Origin of the sequence: Marinobacter algicola DG893, from assembly GCF_000170835.1 — a bacterium.
In the GTDB taxonomy this organism is placed as follows: Bacteria; Pseudomonadota; Gammaproteobacteria; order Pseudomonadales; family Oleiphilaceae; genus Marinobacter; species Marinobacter algicola.
The window spans coordinates 34,814-53,124 of record NZ_ABCP01000001.1 but is presented as its reverse complement, the minus strand read 5'-3'; the positions used below and the strand labels follow the sequence as shown (position 1 = coordinate 53,124).

Here is an 18,311-nt window from a genome sequence, read left to right as displayed (position 1 = left end):
GCGCTGATCAGGCATCGGGAACAGCACTGCGTTGCAGCAACTGTTCAATCACACTGTCGTTGTTTTTTACCTCGGCTGCGGTGAACACCCGCAATGCCTGTTTACGGTCAATGACCTGCTTCTGCAAAGTATTAACCAAGGCTTTCCGGCTCACGCGTTGTATCGCCTTGGCCAGCTTCTCCCTTGAGTTGAAGTCGGTCGCGCCCCGGTCGATTTCACGCCAGTAACGCTCCGAAATCTCGCCAAGTTGCCGATCCTGTTCCATCAGCTGGCTGATGACAGCCTGTTTCTCGCGCGCCAGATCCTGCTCCGAGAGGTTAGATAGCGTGTCCTTGAACGTTGTGGAAAATTCCCGCACCGCTTGGTTGATCTGGTCGCCACTGGCTTCCGGGGATTGCACCACGAAGCCCAGCGCCGGGGTCTCCAGCATTTCGAACGGGGTAGCGTAAACGATATAGCCAAGCTGGCGATTGGTACGGAGCTCTTCATAGAACGGGCTGCTGATAATCTGCCCCAGCAGGCGGAATACGGCGCGTTCTTTAAAGCCGGTGTTATCGCCCTGTACATAGAGGGTGTAGCCGGTGTCCGGATGATCTACCTCCAGCGGTAACACGGTTTCACCCTCCGGTAAGGCCCGAACGCGGCTGCGCTCGACCGTTGTCAGATCACTGTCGTCCAGCACCATGGCATGGATACGATTGGTGAGGTTAAGGGCGGACGCTTGTGTCATATTGCCGTGTGCCAGCATCACCGGATCAACCTGAGCCAGGAACGCCTCGGCGAAGGATTTGAGCTCATCCAGCGTGACTTCCCGGGCGGCCTTGAGCCTCTCTTCTGTACTCCAGGCGCCCTCGATCAGCAGGCTCTGAATGCGTTCAGAGGTCTGCTGCACAGGCCGTTCCTTGGCCTTGTTCAGTAGCCCATCGATCATGTTTCGCCGGGCTATGCGGAAGCGCTGGTCGGTGAGCGTGGGGTCCGCTACCTGGGTCAGGATGCGGGTCATCAGGGTATGGAGTTTGTCGCTGTAACCGCCGACGCGGACGGTGATGCCCCGAAGGTGGGGGTATATGCTGTAGTCGAGCCCCGCCAGTTGGGCGGGATAGGCCCAGGCGTTCACGTTGGTGTTGATGGCATCCACCAACAGCGACGACAACACATTGCTGCGAGCGGATGCCCGTGTCGCCGGGGTTCGCAGGCTGAGGTACACGTTGGCCTTGGGCGTTTCAAACCGGGTGTCCCGAGCGTACCAGACCTCCATACCACTGACCTTGCCCATTGAGACCGGTTGCTCCATGGTCGCGCCGTCGATCATGTCGAGTTCTTCGGGAATAAAGGGGTTGTCGAGCGGCAGGGCCAGCCTCGACACCATGGGGTTGTCGTCCCGTTGCCGAATGTCCCGGATGGCGAGGGGCTTCAATTTCCAGGCGGCGTCGTACCACTGGGTCAGGTTGGGGCCTTCAAGGTTCGGCTCTGTTTCCAGGACGGACACCAGCACGTTATCCGGGGTAAGACGATCAAGAATGCGCCGGTATTTATCAGGGACGTAGCTCTCCATCATCCACGGTGCCTGGAGCACGTCTTCCGGCGCCACGTGCCGCATTTGCCGAGACAGATGCATGACTTCCTGCACGGGCTGGCTTTTTTCCCGGAAGCGGAAGTCGATCTGCGCCAGTTGTTTCATTTCTTCGAAACGGGTCCGGGAAATGCCTTCCTCACGCACCTCGTCAATGTAGGCAAAGGTCAGTTCCAGAATGGTTTCCTGCTTTTCGAGGCCCTCCGGAGTCAGCGCCATGTTCAGTTCCAGGGTGGCTTCCTGGCCGGTATCCATGCCGCTACCTGCGGACAGGCTTTCCACCAGGCCAGCCTTTTTCAGCACGTCAAACAGGCTGCCCGGGCCTTCGTGGCCGAGCAGGCTGGCGACGTAGTTGGCCGGCTTGTCGCGGTAGTGGTCTTCCTGAGACGGGATGGGGAAGGTGAGCGTCAGGTTGCGGATATCCTTCAGCGCATCGGCGTGAACGCGGGCGGGCAGGGTGTCCGGACTGAACAGCGGCTCATCGTGAACCTTTGCGTTCAGGTTGCGGTTTTCGATGCGGTCGAAGCGGCTTCGTACCATGGCTTCCAGCTGATCCAGCGATTGCGGGCCGTAGACGGCAAGCGTCATCAGATTGGAGGAGTAGTGGGTCTTCCAGAAGTCGATCAGGTCCGGGCGCAGGGGGCGCTTGTCGGTGTTCTCCAGAGTGGTCAGGTTACCGACGGCAAACTGGTGGAACGCGTGGTCGGGATTGCTGACGGCCTTCTTGACGGAGTAGAAGCGGCGGCTATCGTCCTTTTGTTTGGCGCTGAACTCCGAATGTACGGCGCGGCGTTCGCGATCCACCAGTTCCGGAGTGAACAGGGGTGCTGAAAACTGCTCCGCGAAGCGATCGAGAGCATCGTCAAGGTGCTCCGCCTGTACGTCGAAGAAGTAGTTGGTGTCCTGGAAGGCGGTAAATGCGTTGTGGCTGCCGCCATGGCTTTTTATGAACTGCTGGTATTCGCCGGGGTCGGGGTATTTTTCCGTGCCCAGGAACAGCATATGTTCGAGGAAGTGAGAGAGGCCTTCTCGGTTGGCAGGGTCGTCGCCACTGCCGACGGCGACGTTCATGGATGCTGCGGCTTTATCGGAGCCCGGCGCGGAAATCAGTAGCACCCGAAGCTGGTTGTCCAACTGCACATAACGGTACAGGTTGTCGTCATTCGGGCTTTTGAGGGGCGACTGGCTCGCCAGGGTAACCGAACTGAAGGCCAATACCAGCGCCAGTAGAAATCCTTGCTTCAGGCCAAGGAAACCTTGGGCAAATCCATGGATGCCAGGGTGCATACAGTCTCTCTTTGCGTTGAAACGTTAATGAATCAGGGCGTTACGGGTACTTTCCGGTTGTTGGTCCAGGGTTTTCTTCGCCAGGCTGGCGGCTGCGTCCGCATCGAGTTGGCCGGAGGCAATGCGCTCAAGAACCGTCCCCATCACCGCAACGGACTGGCGATAATCCGCGAATTCGGCCTGGAAGGCGTGGTCAATGGCCTGATACACCGCCTGGATTTTCTGTTCCCGGGTGCCGGCGTCGGCGGCGGTGTCGTTGATGGCCTTCAGGCAGGCACGTGCAATGGCAATGTAGCGTTCAGCGTTGGGATCGTCTTTGTGCATGTTCCAGGTTCCGAAATGCGGGAAATGTAGAGAGTATAGAGACAGAAACTGCCGTTGAAGGTTCCGATTATGTCACTGCAACCGTCAGGTTTCATTTCCTTCCGGTAATGCAAGTTTGCCAGACGGGACACTAGGATTTGCGGGCAGCCGGCCCACCTTGTGCTAGTCTCAATTTCAGCATGTCGGTTAACCGAACAGGTTCCGGCGTGTATTGCATGCATGAGCTAGAGTAAATGCTCTAATTAAATCAGGGGCTTACAGAGTAAATGCTCTAAAAAAGTTCGATACATGAGTGTTGCATTTAAGTACAATGCCGGCGTGCATCGGCGGTATAAGACTTTGGTCTAATATTGTCGATGGTAACAAAGGAAAAAGACAACAACTGAGCAACAAGCAGGGTGGACTATCAATGAATTACTTTCTGACGGGTGGCACCGGATTTATCGGCCGTTTTCTCGTTGAAAAACTGCTGGCTCGCGGTGGCACAGTACATGTACTGGTGCGCGAGCAATCACAGGAAAAGCTGGACAAGTTGAGGGAGCGCTGGGGCGCGGATGAGTCCAGGGTGAAAGCAGTGATCGGCGACCTTACCAGCCCGAACCTGGGCATCGATGCCAAGACGATGAAATCGCTCAAGGGTAACATTGACCATTTCTTCCACCTTGCCGCTGTTTACGACATGGGGGCGGACGAAAAGTCCCAGCAGGCGACCAACATCGAGGGCACCCACAGTGCCGTCAATGCGGCAGCAGCCATGGAAGCCGGGTGCTTCCACCACGTGTCCTCCATTGCGGCGGCCGGCCTGTTCAAGGGCACCTTCCGCGAGGACATGTTCGAGGAGGCGGAAAAGCTCGACCATCCCTACCTGCTGACCAAGCACGAATCCGAAAAGGTGGTTCGCGAGAGCTGCAAGGTTCCGTTCCGGATCTACCGTCCGGGTATGGTGGTTGGCCATTCCAAGACGGGTGAAATGGACAAGGTCGACGGGCCTTATTACTTCTTCAAGATGATCCAGAAAATTCGCCACGCACTGCCACAGTGGGTGCCGACGATCGGCATTGAGGGCGGGCGACTGAACATTGTGCCGGTGGATTTCGTGGTGAATGCGATGGATCACATCGCGCACCTGAAAGGCGAGGACGGGAACTGCTTCCACCTGGTGGATTCCGACCCCTACAAAGTGGGTGAGATTCTCAATATTTTCTCCGAAGCCGGTCATGCTCCCCGTATGGCGATGCGTATCGACTCGCGCATGTTCGGGTTTGTGCCGCCGTTCATCCGCCAGAGCCTGAAGAATCTGCCGCCCGTTAAGCGTCTGACCACCGCATTGCTGGACGATATGGGCATTCCGCCTTCGGTGTTGTCGTTCATCAACTATCCCACACGGTTTGACGCCCGAGAGACAGAGCGAGTCCTTAAAGATACCGGTATCGTCGTGCCGCGCCTGGAAAGCTATGCAGCTGTTCTGTGGGACTTCTGGGAGCGTAACCTGGACCCTGACCTGTTCAAGGACCGCACCCTGCGAGGCACGGTGGAAGGAAAGGTCTGTGTGATCACCGGCGGTACTTCTGGTATTGGCCTGGCGACGGCGCAGAAACTGGCGGATGCTGGTGCCATTCTGGTGATTGGCGCGCGCAAGAAAGAACGCCTGATGGAAGTGGCTGCGGAACTGGAAGCTCGTGGAGGCAACGTTCATGCCTACCAGTGCGACTTTGCCGACATGGATGACTGCGATCGGTTCGTAAAAACGGTGCTGGACAATCACGGCCATGTGGACGTGTTGGTCAATAACGCTGGCCGTTCCATTCGTCGCTCATTGGCGCTGTCGTTCGACCGTTTCCACGATTTTGAGCGTACCATGCAGCTGAACTACTTCGGCTCTGTTCGCCTGATCATGGGTTTTGCACCGGCTATGTTGGAGCGTCGTCGCGGCCACGTGGTCAATATTTCGTCCATCGGTGTGTTGACCAACGCGCCCCGTTTCTCGGCGTACGTCGCGTCCAAGTCAGCGCTGGATACCTTTAGCCGTTGTGCGGCGGCGGAATGGTCGGATCGCAACGTGACCTTCACCACCATCAATATGCCGCTGGTGAAAACGCCGATGATCGCGCCCACCAAAATCTACGACTCGGTGCCCACACTGACTCCGGACGAAGCGGCGGAAATGGTGGCAGACGCCATCGTGTACCGTCCCAAGCGCATCGCCACGCGTCTGGGCATTTTTGCCCAGGTCATGCAGGCGCTGGCGCCGAAGATGGGCGAGATCGTGATGAACACCGGTTACCGCATGTTCCCGGACTCTCCGGCCGCTGCCGGCAGCCGTTCCGGTGCAAAGCCGAAGGTGTCCTCCGAGCAGGTGGCCTTTGCGGCGATCATGCGGGGTATTTACTGGTAGTATTGCCCCCTGGAGACCAGAAAACCCCGCTTCGTGCGGGGTTTTTTGTGGCTGTCTATCAAGGCGCCTCTTCTGTGTCGTCGGGTACCGGCGGCGGTGGAAAGCCACCGATTTCGCGCCAGCGATTGACGATGCCACAGAACAGGTCGGCCGTTTTCTCAGCGTCATAGGCGGCCGAGTGCGCGTCCTTGTTGCTGAACGGAATGCCCGCCAGCTTGCAGGCCTGGGCCAATACGGTATGGCCATAGGCCAGGCCGGCTAGCGTTGCCGTGTCGAATGTGGAGAACGGATGAAACGGGTTGCGGCGGATGTCTGAACGTAGGGCGGCGGCGAACACAAAGTTGTGATCGAAGGTGGCGTTGTGGCCAACGAGCACGGCCCGTTTGCAATCGTGGGCTTTGACCGCCTTGCGGATGGGCCCGAAAATCTCGCTCATACCTTCCCGCTCCGGAACCGCTTCCCGCTCCGGGTTCCACGGGTCGATACCGGTGAAGTCCAGCGCAGATTGCTCCAGGTTGGCGCCCTCGAACGGGTCGATCTGCTGCACGTGGGTTTCAGCCCGCTTCAACCAGCCGTCGTCGTCCATTGTCAGTATGACCGCAGCAATTTCCAGCAGGGCATCCTTCTCAGGATTGAAACCACCGGTTTCCACATCCACCACAACCGGCAGGAAACCACGGAAGCGGCGGGACATGGGATGCGGCTCTTTATGTTCTTCAGTCACTTAAACTCCTGGAGTCTCTGGCCAGGGTTGCAGGCCGGGTAAAGGAATGGTTGGTAAGGAACGACTAACCGGGAACGGTTGGTCTGGATGATGTTCAGACAATCTGCCATTTCAGGCTTTCGCCTGCCTTCAAAGGCACGATGGTACCCTCAGCCAGAGGCAGCTCGTCCGGCATGTCCCAGGTTTCTTTCACCAGCGTGATGGTATCGCTGTTTCTGGGCAGGCCATAGAAGTCGGCGCCATTGAAGCTGGCAAAGGCTTCCAGTTGGTCCAGGACGCCCAGGTCTTCGAAAATCTCCGCATACAGGGGCATGGCACTGAACGCCGAGTAGCAGCCAGCGCAGCCACAGGCGGTTTCCTTTTTGTCTTTCGAGTGCGGCGCAGAATCCGTTCCCAGGAAGAAACGACGGTCCCCGCTGACCACTGCATCCCGTAACGCCTGTTGGTGCCGATTGCGTTTGAGGATCGGCAGGCAGTACAGATGAGGACGAATGCCGCCGACCAGCATGTGGTTGCGGTTGTACATCAGGTGTTGCGGCGTGATGGTGGCACCCAGGTTGTCACCGTCATGGTCACGCACGAATTCGGCCGAATCGGCGGTGGTGATGTGCTCCAGAACCACCCGCAAATCCGGAAACGCCTCCATGGTCGGCGCCAGCACGCGCTTGAGGAAGATCTTCTCCCGGTCAAAGATGTCGATGTCTACGTCGGTGACTTCGCCGTGGACCAGCAACAGCATGCCGCAGTCACTCATGGCCTCCAGCACCGGATAGATGTTGCGGATGTCGGTCACACCGGACGCAGAGTTGGTGGTGGCGCCGGCCGGATACAGTTTGGCGGCAACCACGCCCGCAGCCTTGGCATCCCTGATTTGCGCAGGCGTAGTGGTTTCTGTGAGGTACAGCGTCATCAGCGGGTCGAACCCGGTTTCGCCGGCTGCGGCCAGTATCCTGCTACGGTAAGCCATGGCCTGTTCGGCTTCCGTCACCGGTGGCGCCAGGTTTGGCATGATGATGGCGCGGCCAAAGCAACGGGCGGTGGCGGGTACTACGTCCTTGAGAATGTCGCCGTCCCGCACGTGGAGGTGCCAGTCGTCAGGACGGGTGATGATCAGTTGTTCGGTCATTTACGGTTCCGGGATCTGCTGGGGCCCGTCAAACGTGAACCCCTGAAAGAAAAAATCTGGCGAAATTATATCAGAAGCCGACAGCGATTGTTTTGGCGGGCGCCCTAAAGAAAGACTGACTTCGGCCGTTACGAGGATAGTGAATCTTTTCTGACGGATGGATGGTATGGCCCGAATTTCCGCCTTCCTGCGTGGTGCAGTGGTTTCCAGTGCGATTGGTGCACTGACGGCAGGCTCTGTTGCGGTGCAGGCCGCCACCTTTGGCGCGGGTATCGAGAACAGCCAGTGGTACCTGTCGGAGTCCGTATTCGAGTGTACTTTAGTGCATCAGGTTCCGGGCTACGGCCGCGCCGTATTCCGCCACAAGGCGGGTGAGTCGCTGTCCTTCTTTCTGGAGTCGGAAACGCCGCTCATGCGTCCTGGTCAGGCTCAGTTGGTGATGGAAGCGCCGTCATGGCGCCCGGGAACCGCCCCCCGTCCCCTTGGCCGGGTTAACGTAGACGACAGTCGTCGGCCATTGATGCTTGAGTCACGCCTGGCCATGGTGCTTGTCCAGAGCCTGCTGGAGGGGATGGACCCAACGGTTACGCGTGAGTCCTGGTACGACGGCAGCCCGGTTCGTGTGAAAGTGTCCAATATCAACTTTGCGGGCCAGTTCTCCGGTTATCGTAGCTGTACCGCCGGCCTGTTGCCGGTCAACTACGATCAGATCAAGCGGTCCCGCATTTCCTTTGCGTCAGGCAGCACCAGTCTGTCCGACGCTGACCGGCGATTCCTCGACAATATTGTGATGTATATACAGGCGGATTCAACGGTGGAACGGGTGTTCGTGGATGGGCATACCGACAGCAGTGGTAGCCGTATCGACAATCGCGCGTTGTCTGAAGAGCGGGCCAATGCAGTGGCGGATTACCTGATCGGGCAGGGCATCGAGGCTGATCTGGTGACGACCAGGGCTCATGCGGACCAATACCCGGTCTCTCGTCGCCCGGCAGACAATCGGCGCACCACTATTCGCCTCCAGCGGGAAGGCGAACGGCCGGACCTGCAGCAAGCCAATGGCTACGAGACCGCAACGCCAAATACCTGACATTGCATTCGACCATCTCAATGGATGGCGTTGAGTACCTCGAGGTGAGCGTTAACACTCTCGGCCAGTGCCCTCAAGTGATAGCCACCCTCCAGGGTCGAGATGACACGGTCGTTGGCGTGGTCGCTGGCCACGCTGGTGATCATTTCCGTCAACCAGCGGTAATCTTCTACTTCCAGGTTCAACTCCGCCATCGGGTCCAGCCGGTGGCCGTCAAAGCCGGCGGAGACTAGCACCAGTTGCGGCCGGAAGTCCTGTAGACGTTTCAGCCACGCCGCTTCCACGATCTTTCGATACTCGGCCGCCGGTGTGCCTGCCTGAATGGGCGTATTGATGATGTTTTCCGCCTGGCGATGCACATGGGAATGCGGATAGAACGGATGCTGGAAACTGGAACACATCAGGATGCGTTCATCACCGCCCACAATGTCGACCGTGCCGTTGCCCTGGTGAACGTCGAAATCAATAATCGCTACCCGCTCCAACTGGTGAAAGTTCAGGGCCCGCATGGCCGCCAGCGCGATGTTGTTGTAGAAACAGAAACCCATGGATTTACTGCGTTCGGCATGGTGCCCGGGTGGCCTGGCGCAGACAAACGCGTTGGTAAGCTGGCTGCTGAGCACCATATCGACCGCTTCAATGTTGGCGCCGGCGGCAAGGCGGGCGGCTCTCAGGGTGTCCGGCATCATGGCAGTGTCGGGATCGGTATACACGCGTCCCCGGGTGGGCTGCATCAGATCAAGTTGGTTCAGGTAGCGTTCGGGGTGCACGGTCTGCAACTGGTCCCGAGTGGCTTCGTCGGGCCGCACCCAGTCGAGGTGTTGCCCCAGGCCGGTGTCGGCCAGGTAACTGGTGATGGCTGCCAGTCGCTCGGGGCACTCAGGGTGCTCCGCCCCCATATTGTGTTTCATGCAGTCGTCGTGAGAGAAGAATCCCGTTGTCATACTGGTCCCGAACGCTTTGGCTGTGCTTGTATTTTGTCCAATATTATCAGGGATAGAGCGGGCTTTCTGCGTTTCTTTGGTCTTATGGCGGCGATAGCCGTTTTACATCGACGGGCAAGCGCCTAAGATAAGGTGTAACTAAGCCCGGTAGATCTGAATCAAGGAGCGAAGCTTGAGCACCCGTTATCTGGAAAGCCTTTTCAACCCGTCTTCCATCGTGGTGATCGGCGCCTCGGAACGGGCAGATAACCTGGGTGGCATGGTGCTTCGGAACCTGCTTGGGGGTGGTTATCCCGGCCAGTTGATGGTGGTGAACCAGAACGATTACGACAACGTTCATGGTGTGCCCTGTGTCAAGAAGGTGTCTCGCATGGGGTTCAGCCCCGATCTGGCGATTATCTGTACGCCTCCGGATACCGTACCCAAGATGATCAAGCGACTGGGCGAGGCGGGTGTACGCACGGCTATTGTGATGACTGGCGGCATGTCCCGGAGCCACAGCAAAACCGGCCAGCCCCTGATGTATTCGGTTCGCGACGCCGCCCGGGAAACCGGCATTCGGGTGCTTGGCCCCAATACCATTGGTTTGATGGTGCCCGCTCGCAGCTTGAACGCCACCTATGCGCATATGGGGGCGATTCCCGGAAAGGTGGCGTTTGTGGGCCAATCCGGCACCATCGCCAGTTCGGTCATTGATTGGGCGTTCGCCCGGGGAGTGGGGTTTTCCTACTTCCTGACGCTGGGCGATGGGATGGATATTGATCATGACGACCTGATCGACTATCTGGCCCAGGATAGCCAGACCCGCGCAATATTGCTGCACATCGAGAATATCCCCAATCCCCGCCGCTTTATGTCCGCCGTACGTGTGGCCTCCCGCACCAAACCAGTCATTGCGGTGAAAAGCGGCCGTGTACCGGAATCCGAGTGGTTCCCCCACGAGCTGCCTGCAGGGCTGACCCAGAGCGACCCCATATACGATGCCATGCTCCAGCGTGCCGGTGTGTTGCGTGTGGATGGATTGGGGCAGATGTTCGATGCGTTGGAAACCCTGACGCGAATGAGACCCCTGAGGCGGGAAACCCTGGCCATTATGGCCAACGGTGTTGGCCCTGGCGTGCTGGCGGTAGACCGGTTGGCGTATCTGGGGGGCGAGCTGGCAAAGCTGTCGGGCAAGTCGATTGATTCGCTGGCGGAACTCCTGCCTCCGTACTGGACCCGAAAGAACCCTATCGACCTCGGTTACGCCGCCTCGCCGGAGCTCTACGCCAAGGCGATCAAAATTCTTGCCAAAGACCCGGAAGTGGCCAACGTTCTGGTGATGTATGCTCCCAGTCTGACTGAGGACAGCCTGCGTATCGCCGATGCCGTGGTGCACGCGGTCAAGGGTACGCGTCTCAATGTGTTCACCTGCTGGCTGGGGCAAAGTACGGTGCTGGATGCCCGCGATGAGTTTTATCGGGCGGGCGTACCCTCGTTCTTCAACCCCGAGAAGGCCGTTATGGCGTTCATGCAGCATGTGCGACACCAGCGTGTGCAGCGGCTGCTGACGGAAACACCGGAGTCTTTTACCGACCATCTGGCCGACCACACCCAAACACGGCGTATCGTAGTGAATGCCATTCGCTCCGGTCGGGCGCATCTGTCCAATCAGGAAGCCCGCGACGTGATCCGGAATTACGGCATTAACGCCGTAGAGACCATGTATTGCGACGATATGGAGGAAGTGCTTGAAGTCTTCGCCGTGGAACGTCGTCCGGTGGACATCACGCTGATCCATGAGCAGGCCTGTCATCCGCTCGTGGAGCTCAGTCCGGGACAGCGCCGTTACAAGGGCACGGTTCAGAAACTAAACAGCGAGGGGGCGATTATGGATTCCTGTCGCTTCCTGATGGACGAATACCAGAAACATTACCCTGACAGCGGCTTTCTGGGGTTTGCGGTGCAACGGTCCTACCAGCACGTTGGCGGCATCGAATTCAGTGTGGGGATCACCCGGGACAAGTTGTTTGGGCCGCTGGTGGTCTGCGGTGCCTCTGGCGCGCATATCAACGTAATGACGGATCGCCAGATTGCCTTGCCACCGTTGAATATGGTGCTGGCCCGGGAGCTATTGCGGCGCACCTACATGTACAAGTTGCTGAAAGAACACAGCCTGAAGCCCGAGGAGGACATACGCGCGGTTTCGGAAACCCTGGTGACACTGTCTCAGATTGTGATCGATATTCCGGAGATTCGCGGGCTGGAGATCTCACCGCTGTTGTTCAATGACCAGGGCACGGTTGCGGTGAACGTGGCGATTGACCTGGCTGATAAGCCGGGGCGGCCGATTATCCAACCGTACCCCAGGGAATTGGAGGAGTGGATCGTGCTGCCGAAGTCCGGGCGCCGTGTCATCATTCGCCCAGTGCTGGCGGAAGACGAACCGGCGCACCGTGCCTTCCATGAGCTTCAGTCCCCGGAGTCCATCCGCTACCGTTTTTTCCAGTACCGCAAGCACTTCTCCCGTGAAGACGTGGCCCAGATGGTGCAGATCGACTACGACCGGGAAATGGTCTTTATTGCCAACGCGCCAAGGGAAGACGGCGAGGGCGAGGAGACTCTGGGAACGGTGCGAACCTGGACCGATGCCGACAACCTGCGCTGTGAGTTCGCGGTGATGGTGCACGACAGGATGAAAGGCGAGGGTCTGGGCGTGGCCCTGATGCAGAAGATGATCGACTATTGCCGTGCCAAGGGCACGGTGGAGATGGTGGGTGATGTGTTACCGGACAATCGTCCCATGCTGCAACTGGCGGAGCATTTGGGCTTCGAGATCCACTACAACACGGAAGAGGAAGTGATGGATCTGACGCTGGTACTGAACGAGCCGGAAAAGGACTGGCAGCGGGAACGTCTGGAACAGACGTCCCACTGAACTTTTGGGTTCAGCCTTCTTCCACAATGGCGGACCGGTCCTCGCCGCCCAGGGCTTCCAACAGGCCAGGAATCAGCCTGGCCAATTCCAGGGTCATCAGTGAAAATGCGGCGTCGAAGCGTGCTGCTGCGTCATCCGCATCCACATCGTCCAGCTTTTCCTGCAGGGTGTCGCCGAATTTCAGGCGACGGATGCCCAGTTCTTCGTCCAGCACGAACGACAGGTTGTCGTCCCAGGTGACCGACAGCTTGGTCACCTGCATACCGGCGTCCAGATGACTGCGGATTTCATCGCCCTGAAGGTCCAGGCCTTTGCAACGCACCACACCACCGTCTTCGGACGTGTCTTTCAGTTCGCACTCAGTGCCCAGCTCGATGCTTGCGGGTAGATCGATGGACTCGTTCAGCCAGCCGGTGAAGGTGAAGGCTGGCGCCTGCTCCACGGCTGGCGGGCGAACGGGAAGTGAACCCAGACTCTTGCGAAGCGTGGAGGCCAGATCTTCCGCCTGTTTGGAGGAGCCTGCGTCAACAATCAGTACGCCGTCTGCCGGTGCCAGATACGCGTAGCAGCGACGGTTCTTGGAAAATGCCCGGGGCAGCATTTCCAGCGTCACTTCTTCTTTCAGTTCGTCCTTTTCCTTGCGCCGCACCTTTCGATGCTGTTCCGCTTCAATCATTTCTGCCTTCTCGTCCACCAGTTCCTTGATAACGGAGGCGGGCAGCAGCTTCTCTTCCTTGCGCAAGGCGATCAGGTGATAGCCGCCAGCGCTATGAACCAGCAGGTCACTGTGCTTACCCATGGGCGATACCCAGCCCTGGCGTGAGGTTTCCTGGGGACCACAGGGTTTGAAGGCGTCTTCCTGGAGTTTTTCTTCCAGGGCTTCGGCGGTTATTTCGAATGGCTTGGTAAAACGGAATACGCGGGCATTACGAAACCACATGGTCCGGGTCCTTGTTGGTTATTCAGTGATGGTGACAGTCTGAAAAGGGTGGGGATGATACGGCCACGGGTCCGTGGCCGTAAAGTGACAATGCTGAAAACCTCATTCTGGGCAGCTAGAGCTGCATAATCTCCACCATCACGGTCTTGATGATGAACCCCACCACGCCGGCACCGAGTATGGTGAATAAAATGATGGTGCCAAACCGGCCGGCCTGGGATTTCTTGGCCAGGTCCCACACGATGAATCCCATCCAGACGATCAGGCCAGTGAGAAACACCAGCATGGCGAGCTGGGAGAAAACGGCTTCACTCATTCATGTCTCCGGATTCAGTGAAAAGGTTACTGTTTATCCCGCAGGAACACCCAGTTGTCAGCCTCTGACTGCTCTTCGCTGAAGCGGTAGCCTTCCAGATCAAAGCCTTTCAGATCACTGGCCTGGGTAATGTTGTTCTGGATGGCGTAACGACACATCAGGCCCCGCGCCTTTTTGGCGTAAAAACTGATCATCTTGTACTGGCCGTTTTTCCAGTCCTTGAACTGAGGCGTAACCAGGCGGCCTTCGAGATCCTTTTTACGAACGCTCTTGAAGTATTCGTTGGAGGCCAGATTTACCAGCACACCATCATCAGCCTTCAGCAGGCGATTCAGCTCATCGGTTACCTTGCTGCCCCAGAAAGCGTACAGATCCTTGCCCCGGCGGTTCTCAAATTTAGTGCCCATCTCCAGACGATAGGGTTGCATAAGGTCCAGCGGCTTGAGTACGCCGTAGAGGCCGGACAGAATCCTCAATCGCTTCTGGGCAATCTCGAACTTTTTCTCGCTAAAGCTTTCCGCATCCAGGCCGGTGTAAACATCGCCTTTGAAGGCAAGCACTGCCTGGCGGGCGTTATCCGGTGTGAAGGGGGTGTGCCAGGTGCGAAAGCGTTCAGCGTTGAGCTGGCCGAGCTTGTCGCTGATCCCCATCAGGTTACTGATGTCGTGGGGCTCAAGGTCTTTAAGCTGGTCCACCAGTTCGCAGGCATCGTCCAGAAAGTCCGGCTGGGTTGTCTTTTGGGTCGCCAGCGGGCTTTCGTAGTCCAGTGTCTTGGCGGGGGATATCACCATCAACATGTCGGGCTGTCCTCATCGGAGAAAATTCATTAACTGGTCGCTGGTGAACGGCCAGTCCAGTTCCTCACCGGTATCGTTACGTCGCAACACCGGAATCCGGGTGCCATAGCGTTCAACCAGTTTTTCGGACTGGGCAATGTCCACAGCGTCCACGGGCACCGGTTCTGGCATGGGCGTTCTGACCAATAGGGCTTCTGCCAGTTCGCACAGGTGGCATTGGGACGTGGTGTAGAAAATCAGTTCCATTATTTCGGCTGTGCGTCTATCTGTTGGCCATTCACGTCGTGGCTGTCCCTTCCCATCAGGTACAGGTACACCGGCATCAGTTCCTCCGGTGCCGGATTCTGGTCCGGGTTTTCAGCCGGGTACGCGGTGGCTCTCATATTGGTACGGGTGGCGCCGGGATTAAGACTGTTCACGCGGACATTGTGGCGGTCGTCGTCCAGTTCCTCCGCCAGCATCTGGCTCAGGCCTTCAATGGCGAATTTGGAAACGGCGTAGGCGCCCCAGTAGGGTTTGGCCCGGCGACCGACGCCGGAGGCGGTGAAAATCACCGACGCATCGTCGGATTTGCGCAGTAACGGAATCATCGCCCGGCTTAGCAGGAAGGGCGCGGTGGCATTGACGTGCATGACCTTGTTCCAGATTTCCGGGTCGTACAGTTCGATCGGGCTGCGAGTGCCGAGAATGGCGGCGTTGTGGAGAAGGCCGTCGATCCGGTCGAAGTTGTCTTCAATGGTCATGGCCAGCTCTTCGTACTCCTTCACCGCGGCGCCTTCGAAATTCAGCGGTACGATGGCTGGTTTGGGATGACCTGCCGCTTCGATTTCATCGTAGACGGATTCCAGTTTGGAGACGGTGCGGCCGACAAGAATAACGGTAGCGCCATGAGCAGCATAGGCCTTTGCTGCAGCCCTTCCTATCCCGCTGCCGGCACCGGTCACCATGATGATGCGTTCTTTCAGTAGGTCGGCCGGTGCTTGATAGTCCTGCATTCTGAGTCTCCATTTGGGAAATACGAAAATGATGCTGCCATCGGCGCTATTGTAACAGTTTTGCCAGGTCGCTGACGGTGTCCGCAATAAGGTCGGCTTGCCACAGATCAACGGTTTCAGGCTGCTCGATATAACCGTAACGGACTGCAATGGTTGTCATCCCGGCGTTGCGCCCGGCTTCAATATCGCGCTCATGATCGCCCACGTAAACGCCCGTTGTCGGTTCGACGCCCACTTCCTTGCAGGCAAGAAACAGAGCTTCTGGATGCGGCTTGCGGTGGGTGACATGGTCGGGGCAGACCACCGCTGCACAGCGGTTTGCAAGTCCCAGGGCTTCCACCAACGGAGCGGCGAATCGAACCGGCTTGTTGGTGACAATGCCCCAGGGGATACCGCGAGCTTCGAGGCTTTTCAAAAGGTTGTCCATGCCCTCGAACAGAGTGGTTTCCACGGCGACGCCGGCCTCGTAAAGGTCGAGAAACGCGGTGTGCTTTTCCAGGTAGTCGGGATGGTCCGGCTCTAGCCCGAAGCCAACCTTGATCATGGCTCGGGCCCCGTTGGAGACAGAGCGCCGTATATGCGGTGCCGGCAGCGCTGGCAAGCCGTGAGAGAGCCGCAGTTCGTTCAGACAGCGAATAAAGTCCGGCGCTGTATCGATCAAGGTACCGTCCAGGTCGAACAGGACTGTCGAAGGGCGTGCTGGCACGGCAGGTTCTGGGGGGGTAACGTTCACGACGGCGTACTGTCCTCTCGCGTGTCCATGGCGTGCATCATATAGTTCACGTCCACATCCCGGCCCAGGCGGTAGGTTTTGGTAATCGGGTTGTAGGTCATGCCCGTCAGGTCGCGGATGTCCAGGCTGGCATGGCGGAGATGGTCGGACATCTCGGACGGCCGGATAAACTTGCGCCACTCATGGGTACCCTTGGGCAGCAGGCGGAGCATATATTCCGCACCCACGATCGCAAACAGGAACGACTTGGGGTTGCGGTTGATGGTGGACACGAACAGATGCCCGCCGGGTTTGAGCATGGTGGCGCAGGCGCTGATCACAGACGCCGGGTCGGGCACATGCTCAAGCATTTCCAGGCAGGTCACCACATCGTACTGGCCTGCGTGTTCCGGGTCTTGCGCCAGTTCTTCCACGGTGATCTGGCGGTAGTCCACTTCAATGCCGCTCTCCATACCATGGAGTCTTGCGACGGATAGCGGTGCTTCCCCCATATCAATGCCGGTGACATGTGCGCCTCGCAGTGCCATGCCCTCGGAGAGCAGACCGCCACCGCAACCGACATCCAGCGCTCGCTTTCCGGCCAGAGGCGCACGTTCATCGATGTAATTGAGTCGCAGGGGGTTGATGTCGTGCAGGGGCCGGAATTCGCTGGTGGGGTCCCACCAGCGGCTGGCCAGTGCCTCGAACTTGGCGATTTCGTTCTGGTCTACGTTGTGGTTACTCATGTGCCGTTCTGCCTGGTCGCTGAAAGTGTGAGCGTCAACTGGTTTGCTGTTCGCGAATACGGTCCGCCCAGCCCTGGACGCGTAGCATCAGGTCCGGGACGTCAATGCGGGTGAGTTTGCCTTCCTGTACCTGGGGTACGCCGTTGATCCAGCTATGGCTTACCTGGCGGCCATGGTTGCTGTATACCAGATGAGAGGCGGGATCATACACCGGCTGCAGGAATGGATCGCCGAGATCCACTGCGATGATGTCCGCCAGTTTGCCGGCGGCCAGCGATCCCAGTTCATGATCGCGCCCAAGCGCCTTTGCTCCCTGGATGGTGGCCATAGCCAGTGCCTCATGAGCGGACAGTGCCGAGGCGTCGTCTGCGACCACCTTGGCCAGCATCGCAGCGGTGTTGAGCTCCCCGAACAGGTCCAGGTCATTGTTGCTGGCCGCGCCATCCGTGCCAATGGCGACATTGACGCCGGCCTTGCGGAATGTTTGCACCGGGCTCAGGCCACTGGCCAGTTTCAGGTTGGATTCCGGGCAGTGGATGACGTGGGTACCGGTTGACTTGAGCAGCGCTACGTCTGATTCATCAATCTGCGTCATGTGCACGCACTGGGTGTTGGCGCCGAGTACCTTCAGCTCTGCCAGGCGCTCAGTAGGGCGCTTGCCGGATTTTTCCAGGGCATCCGCAACTTCGAAGGCCGTTTCATGCAGATGAATCTGAATGGGGGCACCCGTTGCCTGCGATAGCGCCACGGCTTTACTCAGTGGCTCGTCGGATACGGTGTAGGGCGCATGGGGGCCAATGGCTGGCATGATGAAGGCGTTGTTCTGCCACTGCTTTATGAACGCTTCGCCTTTGGACAGATATTCCTCCGGCCCGCTGCCCCAGGGAGTGGGGAAGTCCAGCAACGGAAAACAGACCTGTGCGCGCATGCCGGCGTCGTGTGCCAATTGGGCAACGATTTCCGGAAAGAAGTACATATCGGAAAACGTGGTGGTGCCGGTGCGTAGCATTTCAGCCATGGCAAGCTGAGTGCCATCGGCGATGAACGCTTCGCTGACAAACGCGCCTTCGGCAGGCCAGATATGATCATTAAGCCAGGTCATTAGAGGAAGATCATCAGCCATGCCACGGAACAACGACATGGCAGCGTGGCCGTGCATATTGATAAGGCCGGGCAGCACCACATGGCTTGGAAGGTCGATGACTTCCTTGGCACGAAAGCGGGCGTCTGCCTCGTCTTGCGATACGATGGCGGCAATCCTGTCACCCTGGACGAGAACCGCCTGATGCTCCAGCACCACATCGGCGGGTTCGATGGGAATCAGCCAGCGTGCGTTGATGCGAATGTCCGCTGCGGTGATGGTGTCTGCCGTCATTAACCCTACCTTTATACGTGCAGCCCGGAACGGGGCCACGCTGTCTTGAA

The 18,311-nt window shown here is 58.2% G+C and carries 16 protein-coding genes; 3 read left to right on the top strand and 13 right to left on the bottom strand.

Features of this window, described 5'->3' with window-relative positions:
* Positions 1-7: 7 nt before the first annotated feature.
* Together MDG893_RS00200 and MDG893_RS00195 are read right to left on the bottom strand one after the other, a co-directional pair.
* On the bottom strand, positions 8-2,860 hold the full coding sequence (locus MDG893_RS00200; RefSeq protein ID WP_007151679.1) for an insulinase family protein: 2,853 nt from the start codon (positions 2,858-2,860) through the stop codon (positions 8-10).
* Positions 2,861-2,884: 24 nt separating this feature from the next.
* On the bottom strand, positions 2,885-3,184 hold the full coding sequence (locus MDG893_RS00195; RefSeq protein WP_007151678.1) for a hypothetical protein: 300 nt from the start codon (positions 3,182-3,184) through the stop codon (positions 2,885-2,887).
* Between the two features lie 409 nt (positions 3,185-3,593).
* Here MDG893_RS00195 and MDG893_RS00190 point away from each other — a divergent pair, with 409 nt between their 5' ends.
* Positions 3,594-5,579: an SDR family oxidoreductase gene (locus MDG893_RS00190; RefSeq protein ID WP_007151677.1), complete on the top strand. Its 1,986-nt coding sequence runs from the start codon at positions 3,594-3,596 to the stop codon at positions 5,577-5,579.
* 58 nt (positions 5,580-5,637) lie between these two features.
* Here the strand turns inward: MDG893_RS00190 and rnt are convergent, their stop codons facing one another.
* Both rnt and pyrC read right to left on the bottom strand, forming a co-directional pair.
* Positions 5,638-6,273 carry a ribonuclease T gene (gene rnt, locus MDG893_RS00185; RefSeq protein ID WP_007151676.1) on the bottom strand — a complete coding sequence of 212 codons (636 nt, stop codon included), beginning with the start codon at positions 6,271-6,273 and terminating at the stop codon, positions 5,638-5,640.
* Between the two features lie 124 nt (positions 6,274-6,397).
* A complete protein-coding gene (gene pyrC, locus MDG893_RS00180; protein ID WP_007151675.1) occupies positions 6,398-7,429 on the bottom strand; it encodes a dihydroorotase in 1,032 nt (343 codons plus the stop codon).
* 157 nt (positions 7,430-7,586) lie between these two features.
* Between pyrC and MDG893_RS00175 the strand changes: the two genes are divergently transcribed.
* Positions 7,587-8,519, top strand: coding sequence for a flagellar protein MotY (locus MDG893_RS00175; protein WP_007151674.1), 933 nt, complete (start codon positions 7,587-7,589; stop codon positions 8,517-8,519).
* Between the two features lie 17 nt (positions 8,520-8,536).
* On the opposite strand, the gene MDG893_RS00170 is transcribed toward MDG893_RS00175, so the two are convergent.
* Positions 8,537-9,463, bottom strand: a complete 927-nt coding sequence (locus tag MDG893_RS00170; RefSeq protein WP_040474133.1) for a histone deacetylase family protein — start codon at positions 9,461-9,463, stop codon at positions 8,537-8,539.
* A 172-nt stretch (positions 9,464-9,635) separates the two neighbouring features.
* On the opposite strand from MDG893_RS00170, the gene MDG893_RS00165 reads away from it, so the two are divergent.
* Entirely contained in the window at positions 9,636-12,380 is a 2,745-nt protein-coding gene (locus tag MDG893_RS00165) for a bifunctional acetate--CoA ligase family protein/GNAT family N-acetyltransferase (protein ID WP_007151672.1), read from the top strand.
* Between the two features lie 10 nt (positions 12,381-12,390).
* Here MDG893_RS00165 and rdgC read toward each other — a convergent pair whose 3' ends face one another.
* The 8 genes from rdgC to MDG893_RS00125 all read right to left on the bottom strand — a co-directional run bounded on the left by rdgC (position 12,391) and on the right by MDG893_RS00125 (position 18,261).
* On the bottom strand, positions 12,391-13,320 hold the full coding sequence (gene rdgC, locus MDG893_RS00160) for a recombination-associated protein RdgC (RefSeq protein ID WP_007151671.1): 930 nt from the start codon (positions 13,318-13,320) through the stop codon (positions 12,391-12,393).
* 115 nt (positions 13,321-13,435) lie between these two features.
* Positions 13,436-13,636: a DUF2788 domain-containing protein gene (locus MDG893_RS00155; protein WP_007151670.1), complete on the bottom strand. Its 201-nt coding sequence runs from the start codon at positions 13,634-13,636 to the stop codon at positions 13,436-13,438.
* A 26-nt stretch (positions 13,637-13,662) separates the two neighbouring features.
* The gene (gene yaaA, locus MDG893_RS00150) at positions 13,663-14,433 is read right to left on the bottom strand and encodes a peroxide stress protein YaaA (protein ID WP_007151669.1); all 771 of its coding nucleotides are present in this window, start codon (positions 14,431-14,433) and stop codon (positions 13,663-13,665) included.
* A 12-nt stretch (positions 14,434-14,445) separates the two neighbouring features.
* Positions 14,446-14,679, bottom strand: coding sequence for a glutaredoxin family protein (locus tag MDG893_RS00145; protein WP_007151668.1), 234 nt, complete (start codon positions 14,677-14,679; stop codon positions 14,446-14,448).
* A complete protein-coding gene (locus MDG893_RS00140) occupies positions 14,679-15,428 on the bottom strand; it encodes a YciK family oxidoreductase (RefSeq protein ID WP_007151667.1) in 750 nt (249 codons plus the stop codon). The genes MDG893_RS00145 and MDG893_RS00140 overlap by 1 nt, the downstream gene beginning before the upstream one ends.
* 46 nt (positions 15,429-15,474) lie before the next feature.
* Positions 15,475-16,161: an HAD family hydrolase gene (locus MDG893_RS00135; protein ID WP_007151666.1), complete on the bottom strand. Its 687-nt coding sequence runs from the start codon at positions 16,159-16,161 to the stop codon at positions 15,475-15,477.
* Positions 16,158-16,886: a bifunctional 2-polyprenyl-6-hydroxyphenol methylase/3-demethylubiquinol 3-O-methyltransferase UbiG gene (gene ubiG, locus MDG893_RS00130; RefSeq protein ID WP_007151665.1), complete on the bottom strand. Its 729-nt coding sequence runs from the start codon at positions 16,884-16,886 to the stop codon at positions 16,158-16,160. The genes MDG893_RS00135 and ubiG overlap by 4 nt, the downstream gene beginning before the upstream one ends.
* A gap of 34 nt (positions 16,887-16,920) precedes the next feature.
* Positions 16,921-18,261, bottom strand: a complete 1,341-nt coding sequence (locus tag MDG893_RS00125; RefSeq protein ID WP_007151664.1) for a TRZ/ATZ family hydrolase — start codon at positions 18,259-18,261, stop codon at positions 16,921-16,923.
* Positions 18,262-18,311: the final 50 nt, after the last annotated feature.